15 protein-coding genes and 1 pseudogene are annotated in these 16177 nt (G+C 64.0%); 9 read left to right on the top strand and 7 right to left on the bottom strand.

What is annotated here, in order from left to right; translation table 11 throughout:
• Positions 1–273: pseudogene (locus HZZ13_RS34340) on the top strand (IS4 family transposase); the annotation flags it as partial.
• Positions 274–343: 70 nt separating this feature from the next.
• Here the strand turns inward: HZZ13_RS34340 and HZZ13_RS34335 are convergent.
• Genes HZZ13_RS34335 through HZZ13_RS34325 form a run of 3 tightly spaced genes read right to left on the bottom strand, consistent with a single transcriptional unit; the run spans position 344 to position 3169 of the window.
• Positions 344–934 carry a Smr/MutS family protein gene (locus HZZ13_RS34335; RefSeq protein WP_197963862.1) on the bottom strand — a complete coding sequence of 197 codons (591 nt, stop codon included), beginning with the start codon at positions 932–934 and terminating at the stop codon, positions 344–346.
• The gene (gene mltA, locus HZZ13_RS34330; protein WP_197963861.1) at positions 931–2484 is read right to left on the bottom strand and encodes a murein transglycosylase A; all 1554 of its coding nucleotides are present in this window, start codon (positions 2482–2484) and stop codon (positions 931–933) included. Before mltA ends, HZZ13_RS34335 begins: the two co-directional genes overlap by 4 nt.
• On the bottom strand, positions 2462–3169 hold the full coding sequence (locus tag HZZ13_RS34325; RefSeq protein ID WP_197963860.1) for a Tim44/TimA family putative adaptor protein: 708 nt from the start codon (positions 3167–3169) through the stop codon (positions 2462–2464). The genes mltA and HZZ13_RS34325 overlap by 23 nt, the downstream gene beginning before the upstream one ends.
• Positions 3170–3567: 398 nt before the next feature.
• Here HZZ13_RS34325 and secB point away from each other — a divergent pair, with 398 nt between their 5' ends.
• Positions 3568–4053, top strand: coding sequence for a protein-export chaperone SecB (gene secB / locus HZZ13_RS34320; protein WP_197963859.1), 486 nt, complete (start codon positions 3568–3570; stop codon positions 4051–4053).
• Here secB and dnaQ read toward each other — a convergent pair.
• Genes dnaQ through HZZ13_RS34300 form a run of 4 tightly spaced genes read right to left on the bottom strand, consistent with a single transcriptional unit; the run spans position 4044 to position 6883 of the window.
• Positions 4044–4766 (bottom strand): DNA polymerase III subunit epsilon, encoded by a 723-nt coding sequence (gene dnaQ, locus HZZ13_RS34315; RefSeq protein WP_197963858.1) that lies wholly within the window; start codon positions 4764–4766, stop codon positions 4044–4046. The genes secB and dnaQ overlap by 10 nt on opposite strands.
• Before the next feature lie 29 nt (positions 4767–4795).
• Positions 4796–5395 carry a dephospho-CoA kinase gene (coaE, locus tag HZZ13_RS34310; RefSeq protein ID WP_197954104.1) on the bottom strand — a complete coding sequence of 200 codons (600 nt, stop codon included), beginning with the start codon at positions 5393–5395 and terminating at the stop codon, positions 4796–4798.
• 24 nt (positions 5396–5419) lie between these two features.
• Positions 5420–6028 carry a Maf family nucleotide pyrophosphatase gene (locus HZZ13_RS34305; protein WP_197963857.1) on the bottom strand — a complete coding sequence of 203 codons (609 nt, stop codon included), beginning with the start codon at positions 6026–6028 and terminating at the stop codon, positions 5420–5422.
• 9 nt (positions 6029–6037) lie between these two features.
• Positions 6038–6883: a pyruvate, water dikinase regulatory protein gene (locus HZZ13_RS34300; RefSeq protein ID WP_025033059.1), complete on the bottom strand. Its 846-nt coding sequence runs from the start codon at positions 6881–6883 to the stop codon at positions 6038–6040.
• A 459-nt stretch (positions 6884–7342) separates the two neighbouring features.
• On the opposite strand from HZZ13_RS34300, the gene hemJ reads away from it, so the two are divergent.
• The 7 genes from hemJ (at position 7343) to HZZ13_RS34265 (ending at position 16036) form a co-directional block, all read left to right on the top strand.
• The gene (gene hemJ, locus HZZ13_RS34295) at positions 7343–7777 is read left to right on the top strand and encodes a protoporphyrinogen oxidase HemJ (RefSeq protein WP_197963856.1); all 435 of its coding nucleotides are present in this window, start codon (positions 7343–7345) and stop codon (positions 7775–7777) included.
• A 256-nt stretch (positions 7778–8033) separates the two neighbouring features.
• A complete protein-coding gene (gene rho / locus HZZ13_RS34290) occupies positions 8034–9299 on the top strand; it encodes a transcription termination factor Rho (protein WP_011083462.1) in 1266 nt (421 codons plus the stop codon).
• A gap of 314 nt (positions 9300–9613) precedes the next feature.
• Positions 9614–10981: a tRNA uridine-5-carboxymethylaminomethyl(34) synthesis GTPase MnmE gene (mnmE, locus tag HZZ13_RS34285; RefSeq protein ID WP_197963855.1), complete on the top strand. Its 1368-nt coding sequence runs from the start codon at positions 9614–9616 to the stop codon at positions 10979–10981.
• Between the two features lie 435 nt (positions 10982–11416).
• Positions 11417–13297 carry a tRNA uridine-5-carboxymethylaminomethyl(34) synthesis enzyme MnmG gene (gene mnmG / locus HZZ13_RS34280; protein ID WP_197963854.1) on the top strand — a complete coding sequence of 627 codons (1881 nt, stop codon included), beginning with the start codon at positions 11417–11419 and terminating at the stop codon, positions 13295–13297.
• A 136-nt stretch (positions 13298–13433) separates the two neighbouring features.
• Positions 13434–14105 carry a 16S rRNA (guanine(527)-N(7))-methyltransferase RsmG gene (rsmG, locus tag HZZ13_RS34275; protein WP_376707094.1) on the top strand — a complete coding sequence of 224 codons (672 nt, stop codon included), beginning with the start codon at positions 13434–13436 and terminating at the stop codon, positions 14103–14105.
• A 28-nt stretch (positions 14106–14133) separates the two neighbouring features.
• Complete coding sequence (locus tag HZZ13_RS34270) at positions 14134–15000, top strand: ParA family protein (protein WP_025033064.1); 867 nt, start codon at positions 14134–14136, stop codon at positions 14998–15000.
• A gap of 148 nt (positions 15001–15148) precedes the next feature.
• Entirely contained in the window at positions 15149–16036 is an 888-nt protein-coding gene (locus tag HZZ13_RS34265) for a ParB/RepB/Spo0J family partition protein (RefSeq protein WP_197963852.1), read from the top strand.
• Positions 16037–16177: the final 141 nt, after the last annotated feature.

Here is a 16177-nt window from a genome sequence, read left to right as displayed (position 1 = left end):
CCAGGGCCTCTGCGGCCCCTGAGCGATGCATTCGAGCCCGAGGACGTTCCCCTGCTGGAAGCCTGTTGCGCTCAACTTGAAGGCAAGACGGAGCGACAGAAAAATCCCCATCCGAAGGGATCACTGGCGCGCGCAGCTTGGGTCTGCGCGCGCCTCGGCGGATGGACCGGCTATTACGGCAAGCCAGGCCCGATCGTCATGCTCGAGGGCTGGCTCGAGTTCCAGGCCATGAAGCGCGGTGCAAAGCTAATGATCCCCGGAGGTGATCTGTGAATCCGGTAGCCCACAAGGGGGAGGGAACGCAGCTTCTTCGGGGATACGTCGGGCCCAGTGCATCGTGCCACTACCCGCGCGCCCGCCTGATCCGCACATACAGCGCCCCCTCGCCGCCATGGCCGATCGCGGCTTCCTCGAAGCCGACGACGAAGGCGCGGAATTCCGGCAGGCTGAGCCATTCCGGCACCTGGCGGCGGAGCACGCCGCTTTCGCCGCCGCTGCGTCCCTTGCCCGTGATGACGAGCACGAAGGTGAGGCCGTCCTGATGGGCGCGGTGCAGGAAGCGGGCCAGCGCGCGATGGGCGCGCGTCTGGGTCATGCCGTGCAGATCGAGCCGCGCCTCGATCTCGCGGCGGCCGCGCGACAGCTTCGTCCGCTCGCGCTTGCCGAGCGGCGCAAGCGGCGGGATCGACGGCTTGGCGGCGCGCGGCGCGGTTGCAGCGGCAACCGGCCTTGGCGGTGGCGAAGGGCTCGTCACCTGGGTCGCGGCCGACGACTCGGCGCGCGGGGTGGCATGCGCCTTGCCCGCGCGCTGCTTGCGCAGCGGCTTGACATGCCTTGCGACGAGATCCCACAGCTCGCGCTCGTCCTCGCTCAGCGCGCGACGGCGCGGCGAGGGGCGAGGCTCCAGCACGGGCGGACGGGACGGTCGTCTCATTGCGGCCGATGAGGACGATTCTTCGCCGAACGGCGCGGCTCAGGGGCAGGCTCGATCGCCGGACGCGGCACCGGCAGCGGAACGGGGCCCGCGACGGCGACTGTTTCGTTCTTGCCTTGCGCCGCCGCGGCAACAGGCGTGCCGGTCTTTGCCGGATCGGTTTGCGGAAACAGCTTTGCGATCTTCTCCGACGGCCTCGGATCCGGGATCGGCAGCTTCGCCGCGCGCGGGGCAGGATCGAGGCTCTTCGGCACCAGCATCACGAATTGCATGGGGTGGCGCAGCCGGCCGGAGACGCGCCCGGCATCCGCGCCGGCGCCGAAAAACAGATCGGCCCGCGCAGGACCGATGATGGCCGAGCCGGTATCCTGCGCGATCATCAGCCGGCGGAACGGCGTCTTGGCGCGTTCGTTTTCGATCGGCAGCTCGCCCTCGATGAAGAACGGCGTGCCGTAGACATGCAGCGATTTGTCGACCGCGATCGAGCGCCCCGCGGTCAGCGGAATGCCTTGCGCGCCCACCGCCTCGTCCTTGTCGGAGAGATTGACCTCGCGGAAGAAGACGTAGGCACGGTTCGCGCGCCGCAGCTCCTTGGCGCCGTCTGGGTTCTGCGCCATCCACTCCCTGATCTTCTGCATCGACATCTCCTCTTTCGGGATGATGCCGCGTTCGATCAGGATGCGACCGACCGCCGTGTAGGGATAGCCGTTATAGGCGTCGTAATTGAGCCGAACCGAGCTGCCGTCCTCGAACTTGATCCGTGCCGAGCCCTGGATCTGGGCGAACAACAGATCGGTCGGATCCTTCAGCCACGCGATCTCGAGGCCGCGGCCGGCGATCTTGCCGTCCTCGATTTCGCCGCGGTCGTAATAGGGCACCAGCTTGCGGCGACCGATCTTGCGATAGACCGGGCCCTTGTTGGGCAGGCTGACCGAATCCTGCTTGTAGCCGCGCACGAACAGGTTCGAGGGACGGCGATAGACCGGCACGTTGTAGACATCGGTCTGCGTCCGCGACCCCTCCAGCACCGGCTCGTAATAGCCGGTGACGAAACCGTCGGGCTCGCCGAGCCGCGAGATCCGCAGCGGCGTGAAATTCTCCTCGAAGAAGGTTTTCGCTTTGCCGTCGTCGGTGAGATCGAGCGTTTTGGCGACCCGGCAAGGCTCGCTCAGCGCGGTGCCCAAAGCCTTCGGTTCCGCCTTTGATTCCCCCTTGGGTTCGGCTGCGCCGTTCTGCGCATTGATCGGTTTGCAGCTGGCGCGGAAGGTCTTGTACGCCGCGAGATGATTGTCGTCGCCCCACCCCTTCACGTCCGCCCAGGCCAGCGGCAGATATTGCGCGCCGGGAATTTCGAACGGCAGGGAGAGCTGCGGATAGGGCAAGGGCCGCGGCGGAGCGGCAGGCACTTGCGGCAGGTGATGGTGGTGGCTGCGATAGTGACGCCGCGCCGCCTCGGCACCGAGCGAAAACGACGACAGCACGACGGCGCCCGCGCAAAGCGCCGTGGCGCCGTTCTTCAGAAAGATCTTAATTCGCGCTTCCGGTGCCAACCAGCTTCCAGTTCGGATCGCGAGAGGAGGTGTCGCGGGCGAAAGTCCAGATATCGGTGATGTCGGCGACCGTGTCGGCGCTGCCGTCGACGATGTTGCCGGCCTTGTCGCGGGTGGCCGAGATCATCTGCGAGACGAAGCGCACGGTGAGCTGCGCGTTGCGATCGCGCAACTCGGCGCCGACGAGCTCGGCCTTGTCGATCGACACGAAACGCGTCTCGGTCTTCTGCTCGTTCTTCTCGCGTTCCCTAATCGCGGCGTCGAAGCTGTCATAGACGTCCGACGACAGCAGATCGCGCAGCGCGCGGCGGTCGCCATTGGCGAAGGCCAGCACGATCATCTCGTAGGCGCCGCGGGCGCCCGAAAGGAAATGGCGCGGGTCGAAGCTGGAATCCTTCTCGACGATGGCATCGAGGCCCTGCGCCAGCGCGGTGCCCGGCTCGGCCAGTTCCTTCCAGCGATCGGCCGGCGCGGTCGGCTCGGCCGTCGGCGCCAGCGGCGCCTGGTCGATCACCTTGCCCGGCATGGTCACGACGTTGTTGTCCTGGGCACCTCCCAGCGCGTTGCGGGCGGCGGTGCGATCGAACGGCGGCCGCTCGTTGCCCGTGCGCTGCCCCAGCACGCTACGCAGCCGCAAGAAGATGAAGACGGCCAGCGCCAGGAATATGATGGTGTAGATGTCCACGTCGTATTCGCTTTCTGGTCTTTTCAGGGCTCGTTGCCGGGAAAATCAATCCGGCCAGTAGACCGTTCCCAACGGAAACGGCAAGTCTACATCACCATTTTAGGTCCACGTCAGGTCCGTGGGATGTAGGCACGAAATCTGGCCCGGCCAATGGCGCCTTTTGGCACAGCACCAAGTGTAGCGCGTTTTATGCTTAAGGGGAAACCCGATCCTGCCCGGGAAATCGCGCATCTTCAAACGTTTAAGGCGAAATTTCGCGGAAAAGGCAGGATCAACGTCCAAGGCGCGGGCGCGGCCCGAATTCCCGATCCGGGACCGTTCGTCCTTGTGGAACGAGCCGGCCCTATGTTAGCCAACCGCCGCGAAATTCAGCCCCAATCGGGTAAGGAGACACTTTCATGACCAACGGTAACGGCACCCCTCCCGAGGCGGCTCAGGCTCCCCAGCTCAACGTGCTGGCGCAATACACCAAGGACCTCTCGTTCGAAAATCCCAACGCTCCGAGCTCGCTGCAGCAGCAGAGCCAGCCGCCGCAGATCAACATCCAGATCAACGTCAGCGCCAACAATCTCAGCGAACAGGAATTCGAGGTGACGTTGTCGGTCGAGGGCAAGGCCGAGACCGCAGGTAAGGTGATGTTCTCGTTCGAGCTCGCCTATGCCGGCGTGTTCCGGATCGTGAACGTGCCCAAGGAGAACCTGCACCCGCTGGTCATGATCGAGTGCCCGCGGCTCTTGTTCCCGTTCGCGCGCGAGATCATCGCGACCGCGGTGCGCGACGGCGGGTTCCCGCCCCTGATGCTGGACCCGGTCGACTTCGTCGGTCTCTACCGCCAGAACATGGAGCGGCAAATGGCCGCTCAGGGGCAGGCCGGTCAGGCCTGAGCCGCCGCCAGCGCGGCTGGAGCGGGCAGGTACTCGTTCCAGATCGCCTTGTCGCCCAGCGTTGCGATGAAGGCCCGATGGGCCTCGCGCTCGGCTTCGGAAATCCGCTGCGCGAGCGGCACCGGACGCTGCCGCCGCGGCGCATCGCCGGCGCTACTGACCCTGATCTCCTCGGTGTCCGAGGCCAGCAGCAGCTGCGACTGCCGCGCTCCGACCAGATCGACATAGACTTCGGCGAGCAGCTCGGCGTCCAGCAGCGCGCCGTGCTTGGTGCGGTGTGAATTGTCGATCGCATAGCGCGAGCAGAGATCGTCCAGCCGGTTGGACACGCCGGGGTGCTTGCGGCGCGCCAGCAGCAGCGTATCGACCAGGCGCTCGCGCGGGATCGCAGCGCGCTTGATGCGGTCGAGCTCGGCGTTGATGAAGCCGATGTCGAACGAGGCGTTGTGGATCACCAGCGGGGCGTCGCCGATGAACGCGAGAAAGTCGTCGGCGACCTCGTGGAACAGCGGCTTGGTCGCCAGGAATTCCGACGACAATCCGTGCACTGCAAACGCTTCCGCCGGCATGTCCCGCTCGGGGTTGATGTAGACGTGATAGGTCTGTCCGGTCGGCATGCGGTTGAAGATCTCGACGCAGCCGATCTCAACCAACCGATCGCCGCGCAGCGGATCGAGGCCGGTGGTTTCGGTGTCGAGGACGATTTCGCGCATGTCTTTTGGATGCCGTGTGAGGCGGCGAATCAGGCCCGCCGTTGCGGCATCTTAACGACCTCGGCCAGGATGTGCGCGATTTGGGCGCGCACCGGATCAAGTCCGTGCGAGGTATCCACCACGAAATCGGCCCGCTTGCGCTTCTCGGCATCCGGCATCTGCTTGGCGATGATGGCATCGAGCTTGGCCTCGTCCATCGTGCCGCGCGCCAGCACACGCTGGCGCTGCAGCTCCGGCGAGGTCGAGACCACGACCACGGCATCGACCCGCTTCTCGCCGCCGGTCTCGAACAGCAGCGGGATGTCCAGCACCACGACCGGCGCCTTGGCGGCCTCGGCGTCGGCAAAGAATTTCTGCCGGGACGCGCCGAGCATCGGATGGACGATCTGCTCGAGCTGCTTGATGGCGGCGGGGTCGTGCACGACGCGCGCCGACAGTTTTTGCCGGTCGACCTTGCCGTTCGCGGTGGTGCCGGGGAAGGCGGCCTCGATCGCAGGGGCAGCCTCGCCCTCATAGAGCTGATGCACGGCGGCATCGGCGTCGTAGACGGGGACGCCGGCCTCCGCGAACAATTTCGCGGTGGTGGATTTTCCCATCCCGATCGAGCCGGTCAGTCCGAGAATCCGCATCAAGCACCCAGCCTTCTCTGGCATTCACACCGCAATTAGCTGCTCGCTGCGCAGATACGCAAGCAGCGGCAGCAGCGGCAGGCCGAGAATGGTGAAATGGTCGCCCTCGATGCGCTTGAACAGATGGATACCGAGGCCCTCGAGCTGATAGGCGCCGACGCTGGTCGTGACGGCATCGCCGGCGGCGTCGAGATAGGCCGAGAGCTCGGCTTCGGTCATGTCCCGCATGGTCATGCGCGCCACGGAAACGTGCTCGAAGAGGATCCTGCCATCCTGCGCCAAGACTACGGCGGAATTCAGCTCGTGCGTCTGACCGGCGAGATCGCGCAATTGCAGCAGCGCCTGCGCGCGTCCTGTCGGCTTGTTGAAGAGACGCATTCCGAGCGCCAGCGTCTGGTCGGCGCCGATCACATAGCTTCCGGGACGACCGGCAGATACAGCCTTGGCCTTTTCGCGGGCCAGGAGCAGGGCGATCTCGCGCGGGTTGGAGAGCTTTGACGCGGCCTGGATGCCGCGCTCGTCGATATCAGCGGTGACGGCTTCGAATGCGAGCCCGGCATTGGCCAGCAGCATTTTGCGCGCGCTGCTTTGCGAGGCCAGGATTAACGGACTTTTGCCGCGCCACAGACTCATCGGCGACACTTACTCGGACGGCCGGTTGCGCTGGCGATCGCTATACAGCTTCATGATCGCCGCCGCGGTTTCCTCGATGGAGCGGCGCGTGACGTCCAGCAGCGGCCAGTCATGCTTGGCGCTCAGCTTGCGCGCGAACGCGACCTCCTCGGTGACCGATTGCCTGTCGGTGTAGGTGTCGCTGCGGCTGCCGGACTCGGCGCCCATGGACAGCAGGCGATTCTGCCGGATCTGAATCAGGCGTTCCGGCGTCGCGTGCAGGCTGACCACCAGCGGCCGCGTCAGCGTCTCCAATTGCGGGGGCACCGGAATGCCCGGCACCAGCGGCACGTTGGCGGTGCGAATGCCGCGATTGGCGAGATAGATCGATGTCGGTGTCTTCGAGGTCCGGGAGACCCCGACAAGAACCACGTCGGCCTCGTCGAGACCTTCGACATGCTGACCGTCGTCATGGATCATCGTGTAGTTCAAGGCGTCGATGCGTTTGAAATATTCGGCATTGAGCACGTGCTGGGCGCCGACACGGCCGGTGGTCGCTGCTCCCAGATAGGCCTCGAACAGCTGCATCACCGGCCCGATGATCGACAGGCTCGGAACATTGATCTGCTTGCACTTGTCCTCGAGTCTCGCGACCAGGTCCTTCTCGAGCAGCGTGAACAGCACGATGCCCGGCGCTTCCTCGATCTCGTCGAGCACGCGATCGAGCTGCTTCTGGCTGCGCACCAGCGGATAAACGTGCTCGACCGGCGTCACGTTGGCGTATTGAGCCGCGACCGCGCGCGCGACGGTGATGAGCGTCTCACCCGTGGAGTCCGAGACCAGGTGGAGATGGAAATAATTGTTCGAGGTCGGCACAAAAACCCTTTGAATTTCGTTGGGGTGGTTTGTGGATTTCTGTGGAGCTTAACCTCTCGGAAAGGGATGCGCGACACCAGGGGCGGGACAAGGCGTGATTTTCTTCACACCACTGCCGGTCAGGACAAGTCCGGCGCCCCGCCGAGAAGGAAGCGGGATTGCGCGGACAAGTCCCTTGATAAGCTGCCGATACAAACGCGCAAGCCTTTGAAGCCGACTGACTTATCGGAAGTCGCCTGATGCTGTCCGGAATATGTGGATGGATGTGAACAAGCGCGCGTGAACGCGCGGACGGAATTGCGTGAGTCCAATCCACGGTCACATAGACTCAAACCTTAAGAATCTAAGATTCTAGATTTGAGGAAGGCGCTGCGTACGGATATGTGTGCGCGGTAAGACCTTAACGAGTTCTTACTATCCCCAGCGTTCCCCGACTGGCAGCGAGCCGGACCCCCGAAAATGTTCGAAGACGTCTATCTCTGGATCAAGGCGCTGCACGTGATCGCCGTCATCTCCTGGATGGCCGGCATGCTCTATCTGCCACGGCTGTTCGTCTATCACTGCGAGGTCGAGATCGGCTCGAAGCAGTCGGAGACGTTCAAGGTCATGGAACGCCGGCTGCTCAAGGCGATCATCAATCCCGCCATGATGGTCACCTGGCTCGCCGGGCTCTTTCTCGCCTGGTCCGGCCATTGGTTTTCGTTCGGCTGGCTGCACGTCAAACTGGCACTGGTCCTGGTGCTCTCGGCGGTCCACGGCTTTTTTTCCCGCTGGGTCAAGGATTTTGCCGCCGATCGGCGCCCGCGAAGTCAGAAATTCTATCGAATTATCAACGAGGTGCCGACCGTCCTGATGATTTTCATCGTCATCATGGTGATCGTGAAGCCGTTCTAGGCAGACCGCGTGCCGATTAGCTCAGCGCTTCGGCTTGCGGAGCGTTGAGCGATTTTCTATATTATCGATATCCCACCCAACGCAGGCGGATGTGGTTGTGTCCGAGCCTTCCAGAGGCCGGACACCGCATCAGGTTTGAAGCCTCACCGGCGCTCACCTTGCCAGACCTGCGGACCTTACCTGCACCTGCTCGCGTCCGCATTTCAGAGCCTCCTCGCACCCCCTCTTTTTCAGGCTACCCCACAGGACCACCCCAATGCGGGAAATCAAACTTCAGGACCTTAAGTCGAAAACCCCGGCCGAGCTGGTCTCGTTCGCGGAAGAGAACGGGGTCGAAAATGCCAGCACCATGCGCAAGCAGGAGCTGCTGTTCGCCATTCTCAAGCAGCTCTCGCTCGCAGAGACCGATATCGTCGGCGAGGGCGTCGTCGAGGTGCTCTCCGACGGCTTCGGCTTCCTCCGCTCGCCGGATGCGAATTATCTGCCGGGTCCGGACGACATCTACGTTTCGCCCTCGCAGATCCGCCGTTTCGGCTTGCGCACCGGCGACACCATCGAAGGTCACATCCGCAGCCCGAAAGAGGGCGAGCGCTACTTCGCGCTGCTGAAGGTCAACACGCTCAATTTCGAAGACCCGGAAAAGGCCAAGCACAAGGTCAATTTCGACAACCTCACGCCGCTGTTTCCGAATCAGCGTTTCCGCATGGAGATCGACGATCCCACGCGCAAAGACCTGTCTGCACGCGTGATCGACATCGTCGCACCCATCGGCAAGGGCCAGCGTGCGCTGATCGTGGCGCCGCCGCGCACCGGTAAAACCGTGCTGATGCAGAACATCGCGCATTCGATTACCCACAATCATCCCGAATGCTATCTGATCGTGCTCTTGATCGACGAGCGTCCGGAAGAAGTCACGGACATGCAGCGCTCGGTGAAGGGCGAGGTGGTGTCCTCGACCTTCGACGAGCCGGCGGTGCGCCACGTTCAGGTCGCCGAGATGGTGATCGAAAAAGCAAAACGCCTGGTCGAGCATGGCCGCGATGTCGTGATCCTGCTCGATTCGATCACGCGTCTCGGCCGCGCCTACAACACCGTGGTGCCGTCATCCGGCAAGGTGTTGACCGGCGGTGTCGATGCCAATGCGCTGCAGCGCCCGAAGCGCTTCTTCGGCGCGGCCCGCAACATCGAGGAGGGCGGCTCGCTGACCATCATCGCAACCGCGCTGGTCGATACCGGCAGCCGCATGGACGAAGTCATCTTCGAAGAGTTCAAGGGCACCGGTAACTCGGAGCTGATCCTGGACCGCAAGGTGTCGGACAAGCGCACCTTCCCGGCGATCGATATCTCGCGCTCCGGCACCCGCAAGGAGGAGCTCATCACCGATCCGCAGGTGCTCAAGAAGATGTACGTGCTCCGCCGCATACTCAATCCGATGGGTACGATGGATGCGATCGACTTCCTGCTCGACAAGCTGCGCTCGACCAAGAGCAATTCGGAGTTCTTCGACTCCATGAACACCTGAGTGCACTGCAGCAATTGTTGAAGGGCGCCTTTGGGCGCCCTTTTTTTGTTGCAGCTTTGCTGCAGCAAAGGTGCAGCACGAAAGACAGCCGGCGCGCCGGATCTTGGATCTCCATTAATCCGTTGATATTCAAAATTAAATCCTTGAATTCGGGTTCGCGTCTCTGCGCCCGCGATCAGGCTAGGTGCAGCAAATGCTGCGACGATATTGCGCTGCAATATTCGATTACTGCGGAATCTAGCGCAGCAAAACGCGGTTGGCTGGATCGTAAAAACGGATGTTTGCGTTTTCGGCGGCAGCCGGACAAATAGGCCATGCATCCGCGCGACCAGACCATTTTTGCGCTGTCATCCGGCCGGGCACCCAGCGCGATCGCCGTGGTCCGCGTCTCCGGCGCGCAAGCCGGCCTGGTGCTGACGACGCTCGCGGGCCGGCAGCCGGCGGCGCGACAGGCGAGCCGCCGGCTGCTCCGGGACGGCGCAGGCCAGCCCATCGACGACGCGGTCGTGCTCTGGTTTCCCGGACCGGCCAGCGCCACCGGCGAGGACATCGCCGAATTTCACGTCCATGGCGGCCGGGCGGTGCTGGCGGCACTCCTCGCTGCAATTTCCGATATCCCGAATACGCGCGCGGCTGAGCCCGGTGAGTTCACCCGCCGCGCCTTCGAGAATGGCAAGATCGACCTCACCGAGGCCGAGGGCCTCGACGATCTCATCCACGCCGACACCGACCGCCAGCGCCGCCAGGCGCTGCGCCAATTACAGGGGTTGCTCGGCGACCGAGCGCGCGACTGGCGCGAGCGCATCATCGAGGCCTCCGCCCTGATCGAGGCCGGCATCGATTTTTCCGATGAAGGCGATGTGCCGGCGGAGCTAAGAGCGCCGGCGGTGAAGGCGATCAAAGCGCTGCATGATGAGATCACAAAAGTACTTGCGGCACAGGGACATTCTGAACGGCTTCGCGAGGGCCTCGTGGTGGCCATCGCCGGCGAGCCGAATGTCGGCAAGTCGACGCTGATCAACCAGCTCGCGCGCCGCGAGGTCGCGATCGTCTCGCCGCATGCCGGCACCACGCGCGACGTGATCGAGGTGCAGCTCGATCTCGATGGCTATCCCGTCACCGTGATCGACACCGCGGGTATTCGCGAGAGCGACGATCCGGTCGAGCAGGAAGGCGTGCGCCGGGCCCGCGCGCGGGCCGGGGACGCGGATCTGGTCTTGTGGTTGGTGGAGGGCGGGCAAGCCGTCGATCCCGATACAATGCGCTGGCGCGGGACATCCGCGGACGGTGCTGCTTCGTCCGGCGGCTCGGTCTGGATCGTGCGCAACAAGATCGATCTCGACAAGGTCGACAAGGTCGGAGGAGCCAGGCCGATCGGCGAGTTCAGGATCTCGGCAAGCCGGGGCGACGGCATCCCCGAGCTGGTCGACGCACTGGTGAAGTTTGCTTCGGAGTTCTTCGGAACTACCGAGGGCGCCATGGTGACCCGGGCCCGCCAGCGCGAGTTATTGACCCGTGCCTCAGACTGCTTGCGCCGGAGTCTGGACCTTGTAGAACACGGCGAGGAACTCGCCGCCGAAGAGCTACGGGCGGCCGCCTATGCCTTGGGCCGGCTTTTGGGCCGAGTGGACGTCGAGGACGTCCTTGGGGCAATCTTCCAGAAATTCTGCATCGGAAAGTAGGCCTAGTTCTTCATTGTAGAACTAGCGCTTGTTCCATTTCTTCCGCTTCACGTGAAACAGGCGCGGGGATGGATCCCTAGCGCGGGATGGCTTTAGGTTGAATCGATTCCGCCGTGGGGTTGTTCACCTCTCCCGCTTGCGGGAGAAGTCGGCGCGAAGCGCCGAGAGAGGGCTTTCTCCTCTCGGGGATTGTCCCATTGCGGAAACACCCTCTCCCCAACCCTCTCCCGCAAGTACAAGTAAGAGAGGCAGCGCACTTTCGCTTGTCGCGACCTTTGGTTTCACGTGAAACATCAACCGAATCAACGCACCTCCTACTGTGCATGGGGTTTGTTTTTCACGAAAATGCTCCCGACCTGCATTGCTGTTTCACGTGAAACGCCGCTACCGAGTTTCCACTTCCGGCTTTGGCGCCGCTGAGCTAGAAGTCCGCCCATGCGACCAGCTCGAGCAAGTTTCGACGTCATCGTCATCGGCGGCGGCCACGCCGGCTGTGAGGCTGCGGCTGCCGCCGCTCGGATAGGGGCAACGACCGCTCTGGTGACGCACCGTTTCTCCACCGTCGGCGCGATGTCCTGCAATCCCGCCATCGGCGGGCTCGGCAAAGGACATCTGGTCCGCGAGGTCGATGCGCTCGACGGCCTGATGGGCCGTGTGGGCGATGCCGGCGGCATCCAGTTTCGTGTCCTCAATCGCCGGAAAGGCCCTGCGGTCCGCGGGCCGCGGGCGCAGGCCGACCGCAAGCTCTATGCGGCTGCGATGCAGGCGGCGATCCACCAGACCGAAGGCCTTTCCGTCATTGAGGGCGAAGCAGACGAGCTGGTGGTGGTCGATAACCGGGTGACCGGGCTGCGCCTGGCCGACGGCCGGGAGCTTCGGGCAGGGGCCGTGGTTGTCACCACCGGCACCTTTCTCCGCGGACTAATCCATCTCGGTGAGAAGAACTGGCCCGCCGGACGCGTCGGGGAGGCACCTGCGCTGGGCCTTTCCGGCTCCTTCGAACGCGCCGGCTTCACCCTTGGGCGTCTCAAGACCGGGACGCCGCCGCGTCTCGACGGCACCACGATCGACTGGTCGGCAGTCGAGATGCAGCCCGGCGACGAGCCACCGGAGCCGTTCTCGGTGATGACGGAGCGGATCACGACGCCACAGATCCAGTGCGGGATCACCCGGACCACGCCGGCGACCCATGAGGTGATCCGGGCGAACGTTCACCGCTCCCCGATGTACTCCGGGCAGATCAAGAGCTCCGGACCGCGTTATTGCCCCTCGATCGAAGACAAGATCGTCCGCTTCGGCGATCGCGACGGCCACCAGATCTTCCTGGAGCCGGAAGGGCTCGATGATAGCACCGTCTACCCCAACGGCATCTCGACCTCGTTGCCGGAGGAGGTCCAGCTCGCAATCCTCGCCAGCATTCCCGGCCTGGAGCGGGTGAAGATGGTCCGCCCCGGCTACGCCATCGAATACGACCACATTGATCCCCGCGAGCTCGATCCGACCCTCCAGACCAAGCGCCTGCGCGGGCTGTTCTTGGCCGGGCAGATCAACGGCACCACCGGATATGAGGAAGCCGCCGGGCAGGGCATCGTCGCCGGCCTGAATGCCGCGCTCTCAGCCAGCGGCGCCGCGCTCACCGTGTTCGACCGTGCGGACGGCTATCTCGGCGTGATGATCGACGACCTCGTGACCCGCGGGATCAGCGAGCCCTATCGGATGTTCACCTCCAGGGCCGAGTACCGGCTGACCCTACGGGCCGACAATGCGGACCAGCGTCTGACGGAGAAAGGGATCGCTCTGGGATGTGTCGGCAGCGCCCGTATCAGGCATCACCGCGCCAAGATGGAGGCCCTGAATGCCGCCCGGACGCTGTCGAAGTCCCTGACCATCACACCGAACGAGGCGATCAAGCACGGGCTGTCGTTGAACCGGGATGGCCAGCGCCGTTCGGCGTTCGATCTGATGGCCTATCCGGAGATCGGCTGGAGCCAGGTCCGCGCGATCTGGCCGGAGCTGTCGGCCATCGATCCCGTCATCGCGACCCATCTCGAGATCGATGCCAAGTACGACGTCTACCTGGAACGCCAGAGCGCCGATGTCGAAGCCTTCCGGCGCGACGAGGGAATGGTGCTGGCGGATGTCGATTACCAGCTCGTTCCCGGTCTCTCTAATGAGGTGCGCGCCAAGCTGGAGAAGGCACGACCGTTCACCGTCGGCCAGGCCGGCCGGATCGACGGGATGACGCCGGCAGCGCTCGGCATTCTCGCCGCCTATCTGCGCCGGGAGGCACGGAAGATTTCCAAGGCAATTGCATAAGCCAATCGCATAGGCCTTTCACGTGAAACAACGCGGATCAGGCGGAGATCGACCGCCATCGCGACGCCCCAGAGCGGGTGAGGGCGCCGGGCGGCGAACTGAACTTGGAACTGAACCTGGGGCGGCCAGCCCGAAGATCAGCAAGGCCGCGGCCAACGACAAGGCGCTCGATTCCATCATCGCCGCTGACAAGATCGCCGCCCTCAAGCTCGCTCCCGTTTCACGTGAAACCGAGGAGCGGCTTGATCGCTACATCGCGCTGCTCAGGGCGTGGCAGGCCAAGACCAATCTCGTCGCGCCATCGACCTTGCCGCAGCTCTGGACGCGGCACATCGCCGACTCGCTCCAGCTGGTCGATCTCGCCCCGGCCGCAAAACGCTGGGCTGATCTGGGCAGCGGCGGCGGATTTCCCGGCGTCGTGCTCGCCTGCGCCATGGCCGGCAAACCTGGTGCGAGCGTCCATCTCGTCGAGCGAATCGCCAAGAAGGCCGCCTTTTTGCGCGAAGCAATCCGCGTCACCACGTCTCCGGGAGTCGTACATCTCGCTGAGATCGGGGATAATGTGGATAGAATCACCGGCCCCGTCGATTGCGTCACCGCGCGTGCGCTGGCTCCGCTACATCAACTCATCGGCTTTGCGGAGCCGCTGCTGCGCCAAGGCGCAAAGGCGCTATTTCTCAAGGGTCAAGATGTAGAGGCTGAATTGACCGAAGCCGCTAAATATTGGAATATTCGGCCGCAGCTCCACCAAAGCCGCACAGGCGACGGTTGGATCGTGGAGCTCAATGCCGCTGAACGGCGCAGCTGAGGCGTTGAGGGGTGAGTGGGGAATTGCGATGAGCGTAATTGACGAACCGCAGCAAGAGCAGACGGCGCAAAAGACCGACGAGGTCCCCCATGGCCATCCGCGCATCCTCGCGTTGGCGAATCAAAAGGGCGGCGTGGGGAAAACAACCACAGCGATCAACCTGGGCACGGCGCTCGCGGCGATCGGCGAGCGCGTCCTGATCGTCGATCTCGATCCCCAGGGCAACGCCTCGACCGGCCTCGGCATCGATCGCCGCAACCGCTCCTGCTCGACCTATGACGTGCTGATCGGCGAAGCCGCCTTGCGCGAAGCGGTGGTCTCGACCGCGGTGCCGCGGCTGCATATCGCGCCCTCGACCATGGATCTCTCCGGCCTCGAGCTCGAGCTCGGCACCACGCCCGGCCGCGCCTTCAAGTTGCGCGACGCGATCGGCGCGCTCAACAACAACGTCTCGCCGGATGCCGACTATACCTACGTGCTGATCGACTGCCCGCCCTCGCTCAACCTGCTCACGGTCAACGCGATGGCAGCCTCCGACGCGATCCTGGTGCCGCTGCAATGCGAGTTCTTCGCGCTCGAAGGTCTGTCGCAACTCTTGCAGACCGTGGAGCAGGTGCGCTCGACGCTGAATCCGAACCTGTCGATCCACGGCATCGTGCTGACCATGTTCGACTCGCGCAACAATTTGTCGAACCAGGTCGTCGCCGACGTCCGCCAGTTCATGGGAGAGAAAGTCTACAAGACCATGATCCCGCGCAACGTGCGCATTTCGGAAGCGCCGTCCTACGGCAAGCCGGTGCTGGTCTACGATCTCAAATGCGTCGGCAGCGAAGCCTATTTGCGCCTCGCCACCGAAGTGATCCAGCGCGAGCGCGAGCTGCGCACGACGCATTGACGCGACGTTGATCCGTAGGATGGGTAGAGCGCAGCGAAACCCATCATCACGTGCACGGACAGCGATGGGTTTCGCTGCGTTCTACGCATCCTACAAGTTTTGAAATTCAGTTCTGGAGTGCTGCACCGTGAATCCAAGGGAGCTGGCGATGGCCGACGAAGCGCGTTCGCGACTGGGCCGGGGTCTTGCAAGTCTGATCGGTGATGTCGGCGGCGAGGCTCAGCATGTCGATCGTCCGCGCGCACAGCGCAAGGTGCCGATCGAATTCATCAAGGCCAATCCGCGCAACCCGCGCCGTACCTTTTCGGATACCGAGCTGAAGGAGCTCTCCGACTCCATCAAGCAGCACGGCGTGATCCAGCCGATCGTGGTGCGTCCGGTGAAGGGCGCGCAGGATCGCTACGAGATCATCGCCGGCGAACGGCGCTGGCGCGCCTCGCAGATGGCCGGCCTGCACGAGGTGCCGATCGTTCCGGTCGACATCAGCGACAGCGATGCGCTGGAATTTGCGATCGTCGAGAACGTGCAGCGCGAGGACCTCAATCCGATGGAAGAGGCGCAGGGCTATCACGCGCTCGCCAACGAGTTCAAACGCAGTCAGGAGGACATCGCCAAGGTCGTCGGCAAGAGCCGCAGCCACGTCGCCAACATGATGCGACTGACCAAGCTGCCGGCCGAGGTGCAGGCCTTCATTGCGACCGGCGAGCTGACGGCCGGCCACGCCCGCGCCTTGATCGGCGTGCCCGATCCGCTCGCCGCCGCCAAGCGCATCGTCGAGGAAGGTCTCAACGTCCGCCAGGCCGAGGCGCTCGCGCACGAGGAGGGCGTGCCGGAGCGCAAGCCGCAGAAGGCGCGCGCCAGCGGGGGCAAGGAGAAGGACCCCGACACGATCGATCTGGAGAAGCGCGTCAGCGACGCGCTCGGCCTCAAGGTCACGGTCAGTCACCGCGACCCCGGCGGCTCGGTGCAGATCAGCTACCGCAACCTCGATCAGCTCGACGAGGTGATGAAGCGGCTGGCCAAGGGCGCGGTGTAGACGCACCAACTCCATCTCCGTCACCTTGAGGCGGCCGCTTCTTCAGCGGCCCTCGAAGGGCGACGGCCCGGCTGCATCTCGGCCGTTCATCCTTCGAGGCTTCCGGCACGATGCGTAGCATCGTGCCACTCGCACCTCAGG

Source organism: Bradyrhizobium agreste, from assembly GCF_016031625.1.
GTDB classification, from domain to species: Bacteria; Pseudomonadota; Alphaproteobacteria; order Rhizobiales; family Xanthobacteraceae; genus Bradyrhizobium; species Bradyrhizobium agreste.
Note: the sequence above shows the minus strand (reverse complement) of the source record. Positions and strands in the feature narration are given on the sequence as shown.